The 20121-nt window shown below is 70.2% G+C and carries 12 protein-coding genes and 1 pseudogene; 6 read left to right on the top strand and 7 right to left on the bottom strand.

The genetic code is table 11. The annotated features are described in order from the left end of the window. Positions 1-5: 5 nt before the first annotated feature. Complete coding sequence (locus tag KIP79_RS21940) at positions 6-1181, top strand: hypothetical protein (protein ID WP_214106761.1); 1176 nt, start codon at positions 6-8, stop codon at positions 1179-1181. Here the strand turns inward: KIP79_RS21940 and KIP79_RS49560 are convergent, their stop codons facing one another. From KIP79_RS49560 to KIP79_RS21925, 3 genes are all read right to left on the bottom strand, one after another. Continuing rightward, positions 1182-3410: a M48 family metalloprotease gene (locus KIP79_RS49560; RefSeq protein WP_214106760.1), complete on the bottom strand. Its 2229-nt coding sequence runs from the start codon at positions 3408-3410 to the stop codon at positions 1182-1184. 298 nt (positions 3411-3708) lie between these two features. After that, positions 3709-5013 (bottom strand): DUF1996 domain-containing protein, encoded by a 1305-nt coding sequence (locus KIP79_RS21930; protein WP_308169832.1) that lies wholly within the window; start codon positions 5011-5013, stop codon positions 3709-3711. Between the two features lie 205 nt (positions 5014-5218). Continuing rightward, positions 5219-7705 (bottom strand): glycoside hydrolase family 3 C-terminal domain-containing protein, encoded by a 2487-nt coding sequence (locus KIP79_RS21925; protein WP_250213604.1) that lies wholly within the window; start codon positions 7703-7705, stop codon positions 5219-5221. A 241-nt stretch (positions 7706-7946) separates the two neighbouring features. Here KIP79_RS21925 and KIP79_RS48990 point away from each other — a divergent pair, with 241 nt between their 5' ends. Further along, the gene (locus KIP79_RS48990) at positions 7947-11393 is read left to right on the top strand and encodes a discoidin domain-containing protein (RefSeq protein ID WP_214106758.1); all 3447 of its coding nucleotides are present in this window, start codon (positions 7947-7949) and stop codon (positions 11391-11393) included. A gap of 81 nt (positions 11394-11474) precedes the next feature. Beyond that, positions 11475-13331 carry a WD40 repeat domain-containing protein gene (locus KIP79_RS21915; protein WP_214106757.1) on the top strand — a complete coding sequence of 619 codons (1857 nt, stop codon included), beginning with the start codon at positions 11475-11477 and terminating at the stop codon, positions 13329-13331. Here KIP79_RS21915 and KIP79_RS21910 read toward each other — a convergent pair. From KIP79_RS21910 to KIP79_RS21895, 4 genes are read right to left on the bottom strand one after another with little or no spacing between them, the layout of a single operon-like run. Beyond that, positions 13318-13893 (bottom strand): GTP-binding protein, encoded by a 576-nt coding sequence (locus KIP79_RS21910; RefSeq protein ID WP_214106756.1) that lies wholly within the window; start codon positions 13891-13893, stop codon positions 13318-13320. The genes KIP79_RS21915 and KIP79_RS21910 overlap by 14 nt on opposite strands. Next, positions 13874-14227, bottom strand: a complete 354-nt coding sequence (locus tag KIP79_RS21905) for a DUF742 domain-containing protein (RefSeq protein WP_214106755.1) — start codon at positions 14225-14227, stop codon at positions 13874-13876. Before KIP79_RS21905 ends, KIP79_RS21910 begins: the two co-directional genes overlap by 20 nt. Beyond that, positions 14217-14630 carry a roadblock/LC7 domain-containing protein gene (locus KIP79_RS21900; protein WP_214106754.1) on the bottom strand — a complete coding sequence of 138 codons (414 nt, stop codon included), beginning with the start codon at positions 14628-14630 and terminating at the stop codon, positions 14217-14219. The genes KIP79_RS21905 and KIP79_RS21900 overlap by 11 nt, the downstream gene beginning before the upstream one ends. After that, positions 14623-16896: a sensor histidine kinase gene (locus KIP79_RS21895; RefSeq protein ID WP_214106753.1), complete on the bottom strand. Its 2274-nt coding sequence runs from the start codon at positions 16894-16896 to the stop codon at positions 14623-14625. Before KIP79_RS21895 ends, KIP79_RS21900 begins: the two co-directional genes overlap by 8 nt. A 213-nt stretch (positions 16897-17109) precedes the next feature. Here KIP79_RS21895 and KIP79_RS21890 point away from each other — a divergent pair, with 213 nt between their 5' ends. From KIP79_RS21890 to KIP79_RS21880, 3 genes and pseudogenes are all read left to right on the top strand, one after another. Next, positions 17110-17460 (top strand): hypothetical protein, encoded by a 351-nt coding sequence (locus KIP79_RS21890; RefSeq protein ID WP_214106752.1) that lies wholly within the window; start codon positions 17110-17112, stop codon positions 17458-17460. Between the two features lie 30 nt (positions 17461-17490). After that, positions 17491-18222, top strand: coding sequence for a polyphosphate--glucose phosphotransferase (gene ppgK / locus KIP79_RS21885; RefSeq protein ID WP_214106751.1), 732 nt, complete (start codon positions 17491-17493; stop codon positions 18220-18222). A 556-nt stretch (positions 18223-18778) separates the two neighbouring features. Beyond that, positions 18779-19966 (top strand): annotated as a pseudogene (locus KIP79_RS21880) (RNA-guided endonuclease InsQ/TnpB family protein); the annotation flags it as partial. Between the last annotated feature and the right edge of the window lie 155 nt (positions 19967-20121).

Below are 20121 nucleotides of genomic sequence, written 5' to 3'. Positions count from 1 at the left end.
CAACGGTGGATTTCAATGTGCTGGTCCGGCTCGACCTGGGCGCGGAAGAGGAGCTCATGGGCGCGGGCAGCCGGTTCAACCGGGAGGCGGGCATCACTCTCGGCCGGCCGTCCGTGCTCGACGTGGCCAGGGACCAGCTGCCCCCCGAGGTCACCGCGGCCCGGGACTTCAACCGATGGACCTACCTTCAGCTGCTTTTCCCGTTCGACCTGGAGGAACCGGAAGAGGGCATGAGCTACCTGGAAGCCGAGTTCGCGGTCACGCTGGACGGCGAGGCGGTCGGGCGGCGCCTGTCCGCCACCCGGTACGACGACCGCGCCCTCGGCGACCTGACCGCCTTCGGGGAGAGCCAGTCCGCCTTCCGCTGGCGGCTGCGCCCGCAGCCGGAGGAGCCCGGGCTGACCGACGGCAGCCGGGTGGCCAGGGTGCTGCTCCAGGTGCCGGCCGGGGTCACCGCGCTGACCGGCGTCATCACCGCCGCCGCCCGGCTGGCCGACCCAGAGCTGGGCCTGGAGGTGGCCGCCGCCACGGTGGAACCCCAGCCGTTCGCGCTCCGCCTGACCGACGGCACGTACACGCCGATCATGACAGGACCTGACCCGGCGGAGATCCCCACCGGCGGGGTGCGGCGGCTCTGCGTGGCGGTGGACGTCGAGGCGTACAGCAAGCGGGACACCCGGGAGCACGAGCGGCTCCAGGACGTGCTGGTCAAGGTGATCGACCAGGCGCTCGCGGCGGCCCTGCGGCCGGTGCGCGGCTGCGACACCCAGGAGCAGGGCGACGGGCAGCTGGTCATCCTGCCGGCCGGCATCGACGAGCCGTCGGTGATCCGGTGGTTCCTGCGCGAGCTGGCCAGCGGCCTGGCCGCCGAGAACCGGCCGGTGCAACGGGAGTACGCGGTCCGGATACGGATCGCGCTGGACGAGGACGTGGTGCATCCCGGGCGTAACGGCTTCGCCGGGCACGGCGTGATCCGGGCCTGCCGGATGCGGGACAGCCCGGTCGCCAAGCAGGCACTCAAGGAGGCCGCCGGCCACCACGTGGTGATCGTCTCGGACGCCATGTACGAGGGCTCGGTGAAGCGCGCCTTCGACGGGGACGCGGCCTGGCGGTTCACCAAGGTCTCGGCGGTGATCGAGGACAAGGGCTTCACCGCCGAGTGCTGGATCCACGTGCCCTGATCAGGCCGCCGGGTCCACGCTCACCGCGGTGGCGATGTCGAACGAGGGCAGCTCCAGGAGCTGGAGCGGGTCGCCACCGGTGATCTTGGGTGCCCACATGCCGGTCAGCCTGGTGGTGGTCAGGTCCAGCTCACCGAGGATCTCGCTGACCACCGTACGGCCGTCGAAGTCGTACTCGACGGTCAGCCAGAAGGTGACCCTGTCGCCCTGGCGGAGCCAGTTGCCGTTGGAGGTGCGGAAGTCGGTGCGTCCGCTGGGATTGCTCAGCGACAGCCGCCCGTCGGCTTCGGCACGCCAGATCGACGGGCCGAACCATCCGGCGGCCGTGCCCAGCCACTGCGGCGGGCCGGACAGCTGGGTGAGCGGGATGACCTCGGTGACCCGCAACTCCACCGGCAGCGGCTGCCCGGCCCAGGGGCGGTCGTCCAGCGCGCCGGTCAGCGTCGGCACAGGGACGGGCGACGTGGCGGAGGCCGACACGGAGGCCGACGCGGTCGGCGGGTACGCCTCGGGCGGCGGGGGTTGCTCGCCGGTGGTCAGTGACCCCGCCGCCAGCACGGCCGGGACCAGCGCCGACACCAGGTACGGCGCGAAACGTTGCCGGGCCATCGACGCCGAGGTCCAGATCCGGATCCACAGCGGCGCCAGCAGCGGCCAGTTGACCAGCAGCACGATCATCTCCACCAGCAACGGCTGGGCCCCGTCCAGGTCGGCCCGCAGGCCCCGGCCCACCTCGCCAAGCGCCTCGGTGGCGGAGGAGCCGTTCAGCTGGTGCGCGACCAGCCCGAACAGGGCGATGGCCACGATCCGGACCACCAGCGCGGCCGGCCAGAGCGCGGCCAGCGCGGCCGTCCCGTGCGGCCAGCCCGCCGCCGCGCGCAGCCGGAGCCTGCGCGGCGGATGGGTGAGCAGGTCGAGCAGCCCGCCGACCCTGGCGGGGAGCCCGGTCCTGGGCCCGACCGGGCCGAGCGCGCGGCGCAGCGCCGCCGGACTCGTCTCCTGAATGGCGAAGCGGTCGGCGCTCAGCTCCGCCACCCAGAGCCCGGCCACCGGAAGGATCAGCGCGATCGGGATGGTCGCGACGTTGCGCACCAGGGAGAGCAGCACCATCGGCGCCTCCGGCCCACCCACGAATACGTAGATCGTCACCGGGATCAGCACCAACAGGGTGAGTAGCACGCTCCATACCCGGACCAGCCAGAGGAACGGGCTGGCCAGGCCGACGATCAGATGGTCGCCCTGGCGCAGGTGGGCGACCTCGTGCAGCAGTACGGCGGTGGCCGCCTCGCGGTCGGCGTGCCAGAGCCTGATCAGCGGCGGATGCACCGCGATCCGGGCCGTCCGCCACCCCGTCGGGTAGACCCTGGCCAGCCGGTCGAACCGTCCGCCCAGCCGGAGTTCCACGGTGGGCGCGTGCCGCTGGACCACGGCGGCCATCTCGATGATCGCCGGGTCGTCGCTGGGCCGCAGCGCGTGGCGGCGCTCTGCCCAGCGGCCCCGCGTCCCCGGGAAGAGCACCCCCGCGATCCCGGCCAGCAGCAGTACGGCGGGGAAGAACTCCATCAGCCCGGCGCCGGTGAACAGGGCCGCGACGGCCTGGTTGGCGTTGGCGGTCAGGTAGCCGATGATGCTCGCCACCCCGTCGGCGTCCTCCTGGACGCTCGCCACCATGCCCGGCACCGCCGGCGCGCTGACCCCCAGGAAGTAGAACCAGAGCCAGGGCGGCAGCATCCAGCCGGTGCCCTGGGCGGTGGTGTCCCGTTCGGCGGGCAGGCGCTCGGCGGGCGGGCTGGCGGCCAGCGCCCCCAGGAAGGCCCGGATCTCCTCCGTCGACCGGTCCTGCTGGAACACCACCTTCAACGTCTCGTACGTCAGCTCCTCGGCCCGCTCCGGCGCCACTCCCTGTGCCTGGAGCCGTCCGGCCAGACCGCCGATGACCTGGTCGAACTTCTCGCCAGACGGTTCCGCTTCGGTACGCGGGCGCATGCCCTGGCGGACGGCGATCAGCACCAGCAGGTTGGCCAGCGGGCTGCCGGCCAGCAGGTCGAGCAGGCCGCCGGAGGTGGCGCGGAGCGCGTCCAGGATGACCGCCAGCTCCCCGGGGCCGAAACCGCCGCCGAAGCCGCCCGGTTCGGCGGCGCCGGAGGTGCGGAAGAGGGCGCGGCGGCGTTTTCCGCCCGCCAGATAGGCGGCGCCGACGTGTTCGGCGGTCGCGGACTCTGCGGGCACGACCTGCTCGGCGATACGCCGAGACCATAAGGCCACATTGTCCGTAAAGTCAGGCATTGCGCCTTGATTTGAGTTCTGTGCTTCGTCGTCCATCGAGCGGCCTCCCACACCGTTCCACCGATTATCCCGAAATATCGGCTAATGGCCGTTGGAACGTTTGAATTGTTATGGCTGACTCGTGGCCGAGATTTATATCTCGATTTATGGCGGAAAAATGCACAACCCGGCCTGGCCGCGCCGGGGGCCGGGTCCGGGTTGTGCGCTCGGGTGTCAGGTCACCCGAGCGGAAGGGGTTGGGTCAGGGGAGTTCGAAATTGGGGGTCAGGGCCGCGCCGCGGTGCGGTTTGTACTGGTCGTACCCGCGCGGGTCGCACTGCAGGCCGCCGTTGATGCAGTGGGTCACCAGCGCCTGCAGGATCGCCGTGTTGTCCCACGCGTTGAAGAAGTCGTAGTGCCAGGTGTACCCGCGTCCGCTGGACAGCCGGGCCTGCGACAGGTCGCCGCTCGCCGGGAAGGCGATCTTGAACTCCAGCATCGGCACCGGCACCGGATGCGTCGCGGGGCAGTAGCCGCCCACCGGGTAGGCCATGTGGCTCTTGTGGTTGGCGCTGTCCAGGTTCACGCCGTCCCAGCAGCTCGGTGCCTGGTACCGCACGTTGACCTGGCTGCCCGCCGGGCAGTTCGTGGGAATGTCCCACTGCTTGGAGATGTCGCCGCACTCGAACCCTTCGACGGCGCCGGGCGAGTCCCGGAACTCCGCCAGCGTGGCCGTCGGGCTGCCCACCACGAACCGCAGCCCCTGCGGGAAGGACCGCACCCGCCAGTACTCCAGGATCCCCGACTTGTAGTAGATCACCTGGTTGCCGGTGGGCTGGATCAGGTCGTTCCCCTTGTAGAAGCTGGGGAACCAGTACGCCGACCGGTCGTGGGGGTTGGTGCACGAGGTGCTCCCCGCCAGCAGGGACGCGGCGGTGCTGTTGGCGTTGGTCGTGGTGTTGCCGACGAAGGTGTGCATGTGCGAGGCGCCCGGCAGGCCCGGGTAGACGATCGGGTCGTCCGGCCGGTTCTGGGTGAAGGAGCAGTTGGCCTGGAACTCGTGGTGGGTCACCTCGTCGGTGAAGGTCGGGCTCGGTACGGGGGTCGAGCCCGAGCCGCCGGTCCCGTACACCTTGAACTCCCAGAGCGAGTAGCCGTAGCCGGTGCCGCGTACGGTCCCGTACATGCGGACGTAACGCCCCGAGCCGGTCACGTTGAGGGTCTGCACCCCGCCGGTGCCCGTGGTGGTGGAGTAGATGTCGGTCCAGGTGCCGGCGTTGGCCGAGGTCTGGATCTTGAAGCTCTTACCGTACGCCCCCTCCCAGTTGAGGATGACCTGGGAGATGGTCGCGGTCGCGCCCAGATCCACCTGGATCCACTGCGGATCGCTGAACGCGCTGGCCCACCGCGTGCCGTTGTTCCCGTCGAACGCGGCCCCGGCGGCGTACCCCGCGCCCTCCGTGCTGGACGCGGTGGCCGGCCGTCCCTCGGACAGCAGCGCATCCGCCGCGGCGGCCGTCCCGATCATCGCCAGCCCGGCGGCCACCAGAGCCACCACACTGGCCACGACCAGCCCTAACCGCCACCGACCTGGACTTCTGGATGAATACACAGCCTCTCCTTACGCATGGGGGTGCCGTGGCCGAACAGCCACGAGGATGGAGAGCGCTCTCCAAGGAGAGTGGACCCACCTCTCCACGGCTGTCAAGGGATCCTCTTCTATCGAACGGAAACCGGCAGTTCACACGGGTGAAATCCGCTGCCCGGTGCGGTCAGGAATGGAGAGCGCTCTCCACCTGGGAGTGGAGCGGGAGCACGTCGGCGGACGGTCCGGCGTGCACGGCGAACGTCCCCGGCTCCCGGCACCAGGCCCGATGGTCGGCGGACCAGTGCTGGAACGCCCGTTCCGGCAACGGGATCACGACCTCGGCAGTCTCGCCGGGCGCGGCCTTGGCGCGCGCGTAGCCGGCCAGCCAGATCGCCGGGCGGCGAACCGCGCTCTCCGGCCGGGACAGGTAGACCTGGACGGTCTCCCCGCCGGCCCGCGCCCCGGTGTTGCGGACCCGGACCCGGGCCACCCGTGAGTCGTCGATCACGAGCGACTCGTAGGACCAGGTCGTGTAGCCGAGGCCGTGGCCGAACCAGTAGGTGGGGGTGTCGGGGCGGTGGTGCCAGGCGCGGTAGCCGATGTTCAGGCCCTCGCGGTAGGGGAGGGTGCCGTTTTGGGGGGTGGTTGTGGTGATGGGTGAATCGTTCCAGGTGGTGGGGAGGCGGCCGCCGGGTTCGTGGACGCCGAACAGGACGTCGGCCAGGCCGTGGCCGGCCTCCTGGCCGGGGAACCAGGTCAGGAGGAGGGCGGGCGGCTGGGTGTGCCAGGGCATGGCTATGGGGCCGCCGGAGTTGACCACCACGATGGTGCGGGGGTTGGCGGCGGTGATCGCGGTGACCAGGTCGTTCTGGCGGCCGGGGAGGGTGAGACAGGTGCGGTCGCGGCCCTCGGCTTCGATTTCCTCGGTGGTGCCGATGACGACGATGGCGGCGTCGCAGGTGGCGGCCAGGTGAGCGGCGGCGGCCAGTTCGTGGTCGTCGTCCGGGCGGGGCGGGTCGGCGGCCAGGACGGTGGCGCGGCCGGTGTCGTGGTCCAGGCGGCGGCGGGCCACGAGTTCGATCTCGTGGTCGGTGGTGAGGGGGAGGATGGCGCGGCGGTAGGGCGGGTGCAGGTGGACGGTGGCGGGATCGTCGGTGTGCTTGGGGATCTCCTCGTCGAGCAGCGTACGGCCGTCGGCCGCCAGGTGGAGGTGGCCCCAGCCGGCCATCGCCAGTCGCCACTCGCCGGGAACGTGTGGCTGGAGCAGGGCGCTGACCTCGACGTACGCGGCCGAGTCGGTGAGGGTGGGTTCCAGCAGGCGGCCGGTCAGGCGGTGTTCGGCGTGGAGTTCGGCGCCGTGGGCGTCCAGGACGCGGACCAGGAGCCCCGGTTCGCCGGTTCGGGGGTTGCGGGCGTTCGCGGTGTCCAGGGGGGTCGGCAGGTCGGTGATCGACACGCCGGGGGCGTACGCGACCTCGGCGAGCCCGGCCAGGGCGGTGCGGATGCCGTCCAGCGGGGAGACCGTGGCACGGGGGAAGACGCCCGCGCTGCCGCCGCCCTGGATGCGGGGGACGGCGGCGCTGCGGCCGATCACCGCGATCCGGCGAAGGGCGCCGGGATCGAGCGGCAGGACCCCGCCCTCGTTCCGCAGCAGTACGCAACTGGCCGCGACCGTCTGCCGGAGCAGGTCCCGCGGGGTGTCGCCAGCGGTCGACGCAGGGCGGGCGGCAGGGTGGGGGGCTGGGGAGGCGGCCGGGTGGAGGGCGCCCACGCGGGAGGCGAGGCGGAGCAGGCGGCGGATCTTGTCGTCGATGGCGGATTCCGGGACCTCGCCGGATTCGACGGCCGACACCAGGTCCTCCTCGCCCCAGAACGGGCTGGGGCCCGGCATGGCGAGGTCCTGGGCGGCGCGGGCGGCCGGGACGGTGGAGCGCACGCCGCCCCAGTCGGAGACGACCAGCCCGTCGAAGCCCCAGCGGCTCTTCAGCGGGTCGGTGAGCAGGGGACTCTCCGACATCGTGGTGCCGTTCACCGCGTTGTACGCGGACATGACGACCCAGACCCCGGCGTCCACGGCGGCCTCGAAGGGCGCGAGGTAGAGCTCGTGCAGGGTCGCCTCGTCGGCCAGCACGTCGACCGTCATCCGGTCGGTCTCTGAGTCGTTGGCGGCGAAGTGTTTGGCGGTCGCGGCGACCCCGCCCGACTGCACGCCCCGGATGAGGGCGGCGCCGATCCGCCCGGTGAGCACGGGATCCTCCGAGTAGCACTCGAAGTGCCGCCCGGCGAGCGCCGACCGGTGCAGGTTGAGCGCGGGCGCGAGCACCACGTCCACGCCCTTCCGCCGGGCCTCGCCCGCCAGCAGCGCCCCCAGCCGGTACACCAGCTCGTCGTCCCAGGTGGCCGCCAGGGCGGTGGGGGAGGGCAGGGTGAGCGCGGTGACCCGTTCGTCCCAGCCCTCGCCGCGTACCCCGATCGGGCCGTCGGACATCACCATGGCGCGCAGGCCGATGGCGGGCTCGGCGTGGGTGCGCCACACCGACGCGCCGGCGAGCAGCCGGACCTTCTGTGCCAGGTCCAGCTTCTCCACCAGCTGGTCGAGTTCCTCGTCGGTCACGTCCAGGTCCTCTCGCTCGATCGGTTGGGAACTGTCGATTTGGAGAGCGCTCTCCATCAGGCTTCAGGGTCGGTGGCCCCGGCTACCTGTGTCAATGCCCCGGCGCGGCCGCTCTCCGCTGGAGGGCCCGCCCGATAAATCATGTTTCGCGGAGGTGAGGGGAATATTTCACGCCAAAAAATTTGAGCCTTGACAAGCCACGTTCCACAGCGCCACGCTCTCGGTGTGGAGAGCGCTCTCCCTCCAGTTCCCCGGCCGGTGGCACCCGGCCGGTGCCCCCGTTCCGAGGAGAGAGCCTGTGCACCCGTCCCCACATCCAGGCCGGTTCCGGTTAGGCCTGATCGTCGCCACCCTGGTCGCCCTGGTCGCGACCGGCCTGGCGCTCATCACGCCCGCCCTGGCGGCGGACACCCTGCTGTCCCAGGGCAGGACGGCGACGGCCTCCTCCACCGAGGGCGCCGCGTTCCCCGCCTCCGCCGCCGTTGACGGCAATCTCACCACCACCCGGTGGGCCAGCCTGCCCGCCGACCCGCAGTGGCTCCAGGTCGACCTGGGCCAGACCGCCACCGTCTCCCAGGTCGTGCTCACCTGGGAGACCGCCTACGGCAAGGACTTCAAGATCCAGACCTCGCCCAACGGCACCACCTGGACCGACATCGCCACCGTGACCAACGGCCCCGGCGGCACCCAGACCCTCAACGTGACCGGCTCCGGCCGGTACATCCGCATGTACGGCACCGCCCGCGGCACCGGGTACGGCTACTCGCTCTTCGAGTTCCAGGTCTACGGCACCTTCGGTTCGCCCAGCCCCTCCCCGAGCCCGGCCGCCTGCGGCACGACCAACGTGGCCCAGGGCAAGACCGCCACCGCCTCCTCCCTGGAGAACGCGGGCACCCCCGCCTCCGCCGCCGTGGACGGCAACGCCGGCACCCGCTGGTCCAGCGCGTACAGCGACCCGCAGTGGCTCCAGGTGGAACTGGGCAGCACCCAGCAGATCTGCAAGGTCGTCCTGACCTGGGAGGGCGCGTACGCCACCGCCTTCAAGATCCAGACCTCGCCCAACGCCACCACCTGGACGGACATCTACTCCACGACGACCGGCACCGGCGGCGTGCAATCCCTCGATATTTCCGGCAGCGGGCGCTATATCCGGATGTACGGGACGGCGCGGAACACCGGATGGGGCTACTCCCTCTGGGAGTTCGCGGTCTACACCGGATCGACCCCCAGCCCGAGCCCCAGTCCCAGCCCGAGCCCCAGCCCGGACCCCGGCAACTGGACCGAAGTCTGGCGTGACGACTTCACCGGCACCGCCGGAACCTCCCCCAGCGCCGCCAACTGGCTCCTCCGCACCGGCACCGCCTACCCCGGCGGCGCCGCCAACTGGGGCACCGGCGAGGTCGAGACCATGAGCGCCTCCACCGCCAACGTCTACCTCGACGGCACCGGCCTGCTCGCCATCAAGGCCATCAAGGACGGCGCCGGCAACTGGACCTCCGGCCGTATCGAGACCCAGCGCACCGACTTCGCCCCCCAGCCCGGCGAAATGCTCCGTTTCACCGCCCGCCTCAAGCAGCCCGACGTCGCGAACGCCCTCGGCTACTGGCCCGGCTTCCGCGCCACCGGCGCCGCCTACCGCGGCAACTACACCAACTGGCCGAGCGTCGGCGAGACCGACATCATGACCAACGTCAACGGCCGCAGCCAGCTCGCCAACACCCTCCACTGCGGCACCGCCCCCGACGGCGTCTGCAACGAGTACAACGGCCGCACCAGCGGCTTCGCCGGCTGCGAGGGCTGCCAGACCGGCTACCACGAGTACACCCAGATCATCGACCGCACCAAGACCGACGAGGAGATCCGGTTCTACCTGGACGGCCGCCAGACCTGGGTGGTCCGGGAGAGCCAGGTCGGCGTGGCCGCCTGGCAGGCCGCCGTGCAGCACGGCTTCTACCTCCGCTTCGACCTGGCCATCGGCGGCTCCCTCCCCAACGCCCTGGCCGGCACCACCACCCCCACCCCGGACACCACCTCCGGCGGCGTGCTCAGCGTCGACTGGGTCCAGGTCGCCCGCCAGACCGGCACGGTTCCCCCCGCGATGACCGACCCCGCCACTCCGGCGGGCCCGAGCGTGGTCCGGGTCACCGGCACCCAGGGCAACTGGCAGCTGACCGTCAACGGTTCCCCGTACGAGGTCAAGGGCCTCACCTACGGGCCGCCCCAGGCCGCCGCCGACGGCTACCTGCGTGACCTGAAGAACATGGGCGTCAACACCATCCGCACCTGGGGCGTGGACGACGCCAACACCCCGACCCTGCTCGACAAGGCCGCCCAGCAGGGCGTCAAGGTGATCGTCGGCCACTGGCTCAACCAGGGCGCCGACTACGTCAACGACACCGCGTACAAGACGGCGGTGAAGAACGAGATCGTGGCCCGGGTGAACGCCCTGAAGAACCGGCAGGGCGTGCTGATGTGGGACGTCGGCAACGAGGTCATCCTCACCATGCAGGACTTCGGGCTCCCGGCCGCCGAGGTGGAGGCCCGGCGGGTGGCGTACGCCAAGTTCGTCAACGAGCTGGCGGTGGCCATCCACGCGGCCGACCCCAACCACCCGGTCACCTCCACCGACGCCTACACCTACGCCTGGACCTACTACAAGGCGCACTCCCCGGCGCTGGACCTGCTGGCCGTCAACTCCTACGGCGCCATCAACACCGTCCGCACCGACTGGATCAACGGCGGCTACACCAAGCCGTACATCGTCACCGAGGCCGGGCCCGACGGCGAGTGGGAGGTGCCCAACGACGTCAACGGCGTGCCCACCGAGCCGACCGACCTGCAGAAGCGGGCCATGTACACGGCGAGCTGGAACGCCATCCACGGGCACACCGGGGTCGCGCTCGGGGCCACCGAGTTCCACTACGGCCTGGAGAACGACTTCGGCGGGGTCTGGCTGAACACCCTCACCGGCGGCTGGCGGCGGCACGGCTACCACGCGCTGAAGCAGGCCTACTCGGGCACGCCCTCGGCCAACACCCCGCCCGAGATCACCTCCATGACGGTGAGCACGCCCACCGCCGTCCCGGCGGGCTCGCAGTTCACCGTCGAGGTCAACGCCTCCGACCCCAACGGCGACCTGATCCGCTACAACCTGATGTACAGCAACAAGCACATCAACGGGAACCGCGGCTTCGACCACGTGCGCTTCACCCAGACAGGACCCGGCCGCTTCTCGGTGACCGCGCCGCAGCAGATGGGCGTCTGGAAGGTGTACGTCTACGCCTACGACGGCCAGGGCAACGTCGGCATCGAGCAGAAGTCCTTCCGGGTGACACCCCCGGTGGTCCCGGGCACCAACGTGGCCATCGGCAAGACCACCACCGCGTCGACCTTCCAGGCCACCGGCGACGGCGGCCCGTTCAACCCGAACCGGGCCACCGACGGCAGCTACACCTCCCGGTGGGCCAGCGAGTGGGCCGACCCGCAGTGGATCCAGGTGGACCTGGGCGCGACCACGGCCATCCGGCACGTGCAACTCGCCTGGGAGGCCGCCTACGGCAAGGCGTACCAGATCCAGACCTCGGCCAACGGCACCACGTGGACCAACGTCTACACGACCACCACGGGTGACGGCGGCTTCGACGGCATCGACCTGAACGTGTCGGCCAGATACGTCCGGGTGAACATGACCCAGCGCGGCACCGCGTACGGGTACTCGCTCTGGGAGTTCGGCGTCTACAGCTAGCGTCTGGACACGATCGGATCACGGAGCGAACAAACAGCGGCAATCCGGAATCCCACCACTGTGGGGAACCTCCGGAGATGGGTGATCGCCGGCAGTCTGCTGCTTGCCGGCGTCGTTCCACGGGCCTCGGCCGGGGTGGCGACCTCGGCCGGGGCTCCGGCCTCGCCCTGGCCGTACCCGTCGCGGCTCTGCCCGCCCACCGCCGCGCCGGCCCCGACGGCGTTCGGCCCGCCCGAGACCCTGGGCGGCGACGAGCACACCAACGTCACCGCCGTCGCGTTCGGACGGCTGGGCGACCGCCAGGTCGCGGTCAGCACCGGCGCGGAGGGCACCATGCGGGTGTGGTCCCTGCCGAAGCTGACCCCGATCGGCGAACCGGTGCGCGCCAAGACGATCGTCTCAGGCGAGTTCGACGGACAGCCGCTGGTCGTGCCCGAACCGTTGGCCCCGACCGGACTGCTGAACGGCCGCCGGGTCAGGGTCACCGCCGGGGACGAGTTGCGCGTGACGGACGTGGCCACCGGGCGCGAGGTCGGCCCGGACATCTACCTCGGTGAGGACAACACCGTCCACGCCCTGGTCCTCGTCACGCTCGGCGGCAGGCTCACCGCGGTCGTCAACGACAACGGCGGCGACGAGATGGATCCGGGCCCCGACTACGTGCGCTTCTGGGACCTGGCCACGGGCGAGAAGATCGACACCATCGAGGGCGCTTTCTCCGCCGTGGCCAAGGCCACCGTGGGCGGCAGAACGGTCCTGCTCACCGTCAACAACGGCGAGAACCGATGGGACCTGGGCACCGACTACGCGCCCGACGGAAGCGTGACCATCTGGGACCCGGCGACCAGGACCCAGATCAGGACGCTTCCCGGCAACCCCCCGACCTTCGGGCCGGAGGCCTACGGCCACCGCAACGTGTACGACCGGACGGCCCTGGCCACGACCACGCTGGACGGCCGTCCGGTCGCGCTGACCGGCGGCGGCGACAACACGCTGCGGCTGTGGGATCTGACCACCGGGAAGGCCATGGCGGCCACCGAGCCGGTGGGCCATCAGGACCAGGTGGCCGCGCTGGGGACCGGCGAACTGAACGGCCGCCCGGTGCTGGCCTCCAGCAGCTGGGACGGCCGGGTCCTGCTCTGGGACCTGGCCACCCGGAGCCGGATCGGGCCAGCGCTGACCAGCCCGCCCGGCGACAAATTCCCGATCAGCGTCCCGCACGGCCCCCCTTTGATCCAGATGCCGACAGGGGGGTTCGGGTTCGGGTTCTGGCAGTTCGACGACGACGGCACGTTGGTCCATGTCCGGTCGGAACCCGGTTCCACCAGGCCCGTGGAGTTCGACGGCCGCCCGGCGCTCATCACCGAGGAGTCCGGCGGGCTCCGCCTCCACGACCTGGCCACCGGCAAGCCGATCGGCGCGCGTATCCCGATCACCGGTCAGCAGCCGGTCAGCCGGGCCAGGCTCACCGACCTCGACGGCGGACCCGTCATGATCGACATACGGCGGCGGATCAGGATCTGGGACCTGTACAGCGGCCGGCGTCTGGGCGCCATCCCCGATGTGCACGCCGGCGAGGCCGATCCCGACCTCGGGCGAGTGCGCTGCACCACGGCCGTGCTCACCGCGACGGAGAACGCCGGCCACGTCTGGGACCTGCGCACCGGCCACGAGATCACGCCCCCGCTGACCGGCCACACCGGCCGGATCTTCATGATCCGGTACGGCGTCCTCGGCGCCCTCCCGATCGCGGTCACCGCCGCGCGGGACCGGACGATCCGGATCTGGAACCTGGAGGACGGCCACCAGATCGGCCCGGCGATCACCGCGGGTCTGTGGGCGGCGTTCGAACTGGCCTACGTGAACGGGCACACCCTCCTGCTCCGGGGCGGAAACGGGGAGCGCATCCTGGTCTGGGACCTGTCTACGACGCGGTGACGGCGGGCACGTGGGTGCGCGCGTGCTGCATCAGGGTGACCAGGACCTCCTTCACCGATTCCCGCTCCCGCGCGTCCGACAGCAGCACCGGCACGTGTGGCGGCAGCGCCAGCGCCTTGCGCACCACCGCAGGGTTGTGCCGCCGGGCCCCGTCGAAGCAGTTGACCGCGACCACGAACGGGATGTCCCGCTGCTCGAAGTAGTCCACCGCGGGGAACGCCTCGCCCAGCCGCCGGGTGTCGGCGATCACCACCGCGCCCAGCGCGCCGATGGAGAGCTCGTCCCACATGAACCAGAACCGGTCCTGCCCCGGCGTACCGAACAGGTAGATCCACAGGCCCTCGCGCAGCGTGATCCGGCCGAAGTCCAGCGCCACCGTGGTGGTGGCCTTGCCCTCCACCAGGCTGGTGTCGTCCACGCCCGTGCCCCGGTCGCTGAGCAGTTCCTCGGTGTGCAGGGGCTGGATCTCACTCACCGAGGAGACCAGGGTGGTCTTGCCCACCCCGAAGCCGCCCGCGACCAGGATCTTGATGGCCAGGGTCTCAGAGCGTGCGTAGTCCATTGAGCACTTCCTGATAGATCCGCTCGTTCATGGAACCGGCGGAGGCCGCCGGGCGATCGATCGAGACGAGCCCCTCCCGCCGCAGGTCGCTCAGGAGCACCCGGGTGATGTTCAGCGGCAGGCGCAGGTACACGCCGATGTCGGCCACCGTGGTCGGCCGCGCGCACAACCGGAGCACCGTCATGTGCTCCGGCGACAGGCCCACCGACACCTGCGGCATGCCGAGTGTCGTCACCACGGCGACGACGTCGAACGACTCCCCGATCGGCCGGGCCCGCCCGCCGGTCACCGCGTACATGCGGACCAGTGGGCCCGGATCCTCGTCAGTGCCCATAGACCTGGCCACTGGCGGCCCTTGGTCGCGTGCTCAGATGTTCACCGACCCTCTTCACCAGCATGGTCAGCTCGTAGGTGACCACCCCGAGGTCGGCCTCCGGGCCGGTCATGACGGCCAGCCTGGCGCCATCGCCGGCGGCGGTGATGAACAGGAAGGCCCCCTCCAGTTCGATGATGGTCTGCCGGACTCCCCCCACGCCGAACCGGCGTCCCGCGCCTTGGGCCAGGCTGTGGCTGCCGGCCGCGATCGCCGCCAGGTGCTCGGTGTCCTCCCGGTCCAGGCCCTGGGACCCGCCCATGGCCAGGCCGTCGGAGGAGAGCACGACCGCGTGCCGTACCCCGGGCGTGCGCCGGATCAGGTCGTCGAGCAGCCAGTCGAGTTCCTTGGCGAGTTCAGCCATCCGTCCTGTCCTTTCGTCCGCCGAACAGGTCGGCCTGACCGGTTTCCCTGCGCCCGCGCTCCCAGCCGCGCTGCATGGCGGTCATCAGACCGGCCCGCCGCTCAGCCGCACGCACGTCTATGTCCTGATTTATCGGCTCTTCGGCTGTTTGGGTGGCCTGGGCTAGCTGTCCCCGGGTTCCGGTGGCGCGCAGCGGCGCCGCCAGGTGGGTCTGCGGCACCCGCAGCGGCAGCCCTTCCATGTCGTCGATGTCGTCGTCCTCGGTGGGCTCCGCGACGGGCGGTGCCGGGAGCGGCCGTACGGGCGGGGTCACCGGGGGAGCGACGCTGTGCCGGGGCTGGGGGCGGGGCAGCGGGTGCTCCTCCGGGGTGTGCAGCAGCGTCGGGGGGATCATCACGATCGCGGTCACCCCGTCGTACGGGGACGGGCGGAGCACCACCTTGACACCGTGCCTGGCGGCCAGCCGGGCCACCACGAACAGGCCCAGCCGCTCGCTGTCGGCCAGGTCGAACTCGGGCGGCTCGACCAGCCGGCGGTTCAGCGTCTCCAGCTTGGCCGCGTCCAGGCCGAGGCCCCGGTCCTCGATCTCCAGCGCGTACCCGTTGGCGGCGATGTCGCCCCGTACGAACACCCGGGTGCCGGGCGGGGAGAACACCGTGGCGTTCTCGATCAGCTCGGCCACCAGGTGCATCAGGTCGGTGACGGCCGCGCCGGAGACGGTCGGCGCGTTCCGCATCTCGTGCACGGTGACCCGGGTGTAGTCCTCCACCTCGGTGACCGCGCCGCGGACCAGGTCGAAGACGGGCACCGGCTCCCGCCAGCGGCGGCTGGGCGCCGCGCCGGACAAGATGATCAGGTTCTCCGCGTGGCGGCGCATGCGGGTGGACAGGTGGTCCAGCCGGAACAGGTCCTCCAGCGTCTCCGGATCCTCGGCCCGGTGCTCCATCACCTCCAGCAGGCTGAGCTGGCGGTGCAGCAGCGACTGGCTCCGCCTGGCCAGGTTCAGGAACACCTGGCCGACGCTCCGCCGCAGCTCGGCCTGGCCGACCGAGGCCCGCACCGCCTCGGTGAGCACCGAGTCGAACGCCTCCGACACCTGCCGCACCTCGGAGGTACGACCCTGGGTCAGCTTGGGCGTCTCCTCGGCCGGGTCCACCACCTCGCCGCCGCGCAGCCGCCGTACCAGGTCGGGCAGGCGCACCTTGGCGATGCCCACCGCCGACTCCTGCAGATCGTTGAGCTCGTGGACCAGGCGGCGGCCGAACCTGATCGAGATCAGGATCGAGACGACCACGGCGACCAGGCCGAGGCTGGTGATCAGAGCGGTCCGGGCGATCACCGCGGTGATCCGCTCGTCGGCGTCGGCCAGTGCCCCGGCCATCTCCGCGTCGATCACCCGCCCGGCGGCGGCGCTCACCGCGTCACCGTCCTTCAGCCACTGCTCCAGCTCGTACGGGAGCTCGCCCGGCGTGGGGACGAAGGCCACGATGCGGTCCTCGCCGGCCACCACCGCGCTGTAGACGGGGAGGGTGAGGATGCCGTCCAGGGCGGTGCGCAACTGGGGGCTCAGGTCGCTGTGGGCGTTGCTGAGCAGGAACTTGCGGCTGGTGGCCAGTTCGGAGAACAGGGCGTGGGTGGCGGGGGAGAGGTCCTTCTTGGCGACCGCGTCGCGGATCAGGCTCTGCTCGCGGGCCAGCAGGTCCACCGCCAGTTCCAGGGAGCCGAGCGAGCGGATCCGGGAGTACTGCTCAAGCGACATGCCGTCGTTCCTGGCCAGGCCGGCCAGGAAGCTGTAGATCTCGTCCACCAGGTCGCTGTAGACGCGCAGCGCGGTCAGTTCGCTGCTGGTGCCGGTGTCGATGGAGCGGCGGACCGCGGGGAGGCTGTCCAGGCGGGTGACCAGCTCAGTGGTCTGCGGGGGCAGGCTCGCCTGGTCCTGCTGGGCGGTGGCGCGGCGGAAGGCGTCCAGGGCCTGGTCGGTCGTGGTGCGCTGGGCGGTCAGCTTGGCGTGCGCGTCCTCGTTGTTCTTGCCCTTGAGGTCGTAGTGGAGGGTGACGACCGATAATCGGCGTTCGGTGCGGAGGCTGTCGTTGAGGTCCTCCACCGGGCCGAGGTAGGAGCTGTAGCGTTCGGAGATGCCACGCAGGGTGGCGGCCTCGCCGATCGAACTGATCGCCGTGTAGGCCCAGATCGCGGTCAGCGAGAGCAGCGGGACGACGAGCAGGGAGAAGGCTTTGACCCGGATGGTGTCACGCTTGAAACCCATGGCTCTCGTCTCGCTCGGGAGCAGGCACGGGGGAATCCCGGTCTGCCGGCACCGTTCACTGCGTCCCCGACCGCCGCGCGACGCCGTGTAAGGCGCCGTTCATAGCCCTGAAACATAGAAGGTTTCAGGGCTCACTGGCAACAGGGCACACAAGTGCGGGGTTGGCTTCTGGGCCCACTGGCTACGCGGCGCACCATGGGGGATGCTCGCAGCATGCTTTACCGGATCCTGGCCGACAGTGTTCGCGGCTATGTGGAATACAGCTCCGATGATTCCGGTGATTCCTTCGGTCGGCCCTCGGGTACCCGGATGGGTGGCGCGTGGGCGGGAGGCGGGCCCAGCAAGTCACTGGACGGGCTACCGCTCCCACCGCTCAGCAACCCTCGGGTGCGGTTCTGGTTCACCGAACTCGGGTGGCGGGAGTACGGCCTGGCGTATCTTGCCGAACTTCGCGAAGCGGGGCATATCGTGCGGGTAGTGCGGATCAAGAATCCTGTGGAGTCTCGGGTTGCCTATCGGGATCCGTACCAGGTAGCGCTGCTGCCGCCGGAGGGTGACGAGTGACCGGCTCGGGCGGGGGTAGGGATTTGTTTCATGAAAGTACTCGGCATTGACATCGGTGGCACGGGTATCAAAGGGGCCCCGGTGGAGACGAGGACCGGGAAACTGGTCGCGGAGCGGTGTCGCATCCCGACCCCCCAGCCCGCCACACCCGACGCGGTCGCGGGCGTAGTGCAGCAGATCATCGATCACTTCGGGTGGACTCGTAGGGTGGGTATCACCTTTCCCGGCGTGATCGTGGACGGCGAGATTCGTACCGCCGCCAATGTGGACCGTTCCTGGGTCGGCCTCGAAGGCGCGGCGGTCTTCGGCAAGGAGGCCCACCTTCTCAACGACGCCGACGCCGCCGGTATCGCCGAGACGACCTTCGGTGCCGGTAAAGGCCACGACGGCGTCATCCTCATGCTCACTTTCGGCACCGGTATCGGCAGTGCCCTCTTCACCGGCGGCAAACTGGTCCCCAACACCGAGTTCGGCCATCTCGAAATCCGCGGCAAGGAAGCCGAACGCCGCGCCTCCGAGATCGTCCGCGAACACAAGAACCTCTCCTGGTCAGACTGGTCGGAACGCGTCCAGGAATACCTCACCCACATGGAACGCCTCCTCTCCCCCAACTTGATCATCATCGGCGGCGGCGCCAGCAAAAAATCCGACAAATTCCTCCCCCACCTCAAAACCCGCGCCCCAATCGTCCCCGCCACCCTCCTCAACGAGGCCGGCATCGTCGGCGCCGCCCTAGCCGCCACCGAACCAATCAGCCCGTAGGACACGCTTGGGCTTCACTGCGATCCACGCCGCTGGAGTTCCCGGTCCACCTCACAGCCCCGGCCAGCCTGGTCACCGTGCCGACGCTCCGCCGATCGCCGCGCCAAGTCCGCCCCAGGTCCATCAGGCGATCCCGCGCCGACCGCCAGTCCCAGAGCGGCGGGACGCCGCGCTGTGCCGCGCTGGGCGTGGGGGTGATGCAGGCGGCGAGGACGGCCAGGACCTCCTGGAGTTCCTTGTCTCGGTCCGTCCCTACATGGCTTGCTAGCTGGGATCACAACAGGTTCCCTTCCGCACATTAGATAGACAGCGGTCTCATAATGATCGTGTGACACGACAGGTGTACGCCTCCCCGGTGCGGCCTACGCCTACCACCTGGTGTGGTGCCCGAAGTATCGCCACCCCCGTCCTGGGCGGTCGTGTAACGCTGTGGTCGCGGTCCCACTTTGTCGCAATCGTCGGCGCAGTGCTGGCGCAGACCATGCAGCGGTACATCCAGACGCAGTATGAGCAGCCTGCCGAGGGTGGTGGCGGTGCGTAGCGTAGGTCGTATAAGTTCCTGCTGCGCCCCACCAGCAAGCAGGCCGCTGCGCTTGCCGTCTGCATGGAAGACCACCGGGATCTGTACAACGCAGCCCTTGAGCACCGGCGCACCGCCTACCGCAAGGCAGGCGTCAACGTTCGCTACGGCGACCAGTCCGCCGAACTCAAGGACATCCGCGCCGAGGACCCGGATGGACAGGGCCGATGGTCGTTCTGCTCACAGCAGGCCACCTTGCGCCGTCTGGACAAGGCGTTCGCCGCGTTCTTCCGCCGGGTCAAGGCTGGGCAGAAGCCGGGATTCCCCCGATTCAAGGGCCGGGGTTGGTTCCACACGGTGGAGTGGCCAAAGGACGGCGACGGCTGCCGGTGGGACTCCCAGCCCGAACACCCCACCTCGAACTATGTGCGGTTGCAGGGCATCGGTCACATCCGCATCCACCAGCACCGCCCCGTCCACGGGCGAGTGAAGACCATCGGTGTCAAGCGGGAAGGCCGCCGCTGGTACGTCGTCCTCTCCTGTGATGACGTGCCCGCCCAGCCATTTCCGGCGGCTGGTGCGGTCGCCGGAATCGACATGGGCATCGCATCGTTTCTCACCACCTCCGACGGTGGAACCGTGGCCAACCCCCGCTTCCTGCACAACAGGCAGGAGGAGTTGACCGAGGCACAGCGGCACCTGGCTATCTTCCCCAAGCGCACCAAGCACCGGACGAAGACACACCGGGCCGCAGCCCGGAAGGTCACCGCACTGCACGCCAAGATCCGGCGTCAACGGCGCGACCACCACCACAAGACCGCGCTCGCGCTCGTGCGTGGCTATGACCTGATCGCGCACGAGGATCTTCGGATCGCCAACATGGTCAAGGCTCCGGCGCCTAAACCGGACCCTGAACAGCCAGGGGTGTACCTGGCCAACGGTGCGAGTGCGAAGTCCGGGCTCAACCGATCGATCTCGGATGCGGGTTGGGGGGTGTTCCTGACGATCCTGCACGCCAAGGCTGAAAGCGCCGGACGGACCGTGATCGCCGTGGAGCCCCGTAACACTTCCCGCAGATGCCCCGAATGCGGGCATGCGGCCAAGGAGAACCGCACCACGCAAGCCGAGTTCCGATGTACGGCGTGCGGGCATGCGGCACACGCCGATGTCGTCGGCGCGCTGAACATTCTCAGGGCCGGGCTGGCCCTCTGCGACGCTGCCTAGCTGGCGACGCAGGAAGCTCGCCGCTTTAGCGGTGGGTGGAGTCACTAGAAACGTTGACGCTGATCAGGTTCTGTCTGGTTGGGAGTATTTGACGGCCTGACCGGCGATCACTTCGGCGTGATGGCAGGTGGGCTCGCGCCGAGTCTTGGCCGGAC

The sequence above is a fragment of the Acrocarpospora catenulata genome, from assembly GCF_018476525.1.
Taxonomy (GTDB): Bacteria; Actinomycetota; Actinomycetes; order Streptosporangiales; family Streptosporangiaceae; genus Acrocarpospora; species Acrocarpospora catenulata.
Note: the sequence above shows the minus strand (reverse complement) of the source record. Positions and strands in the feature narration are given on the sequence as shown.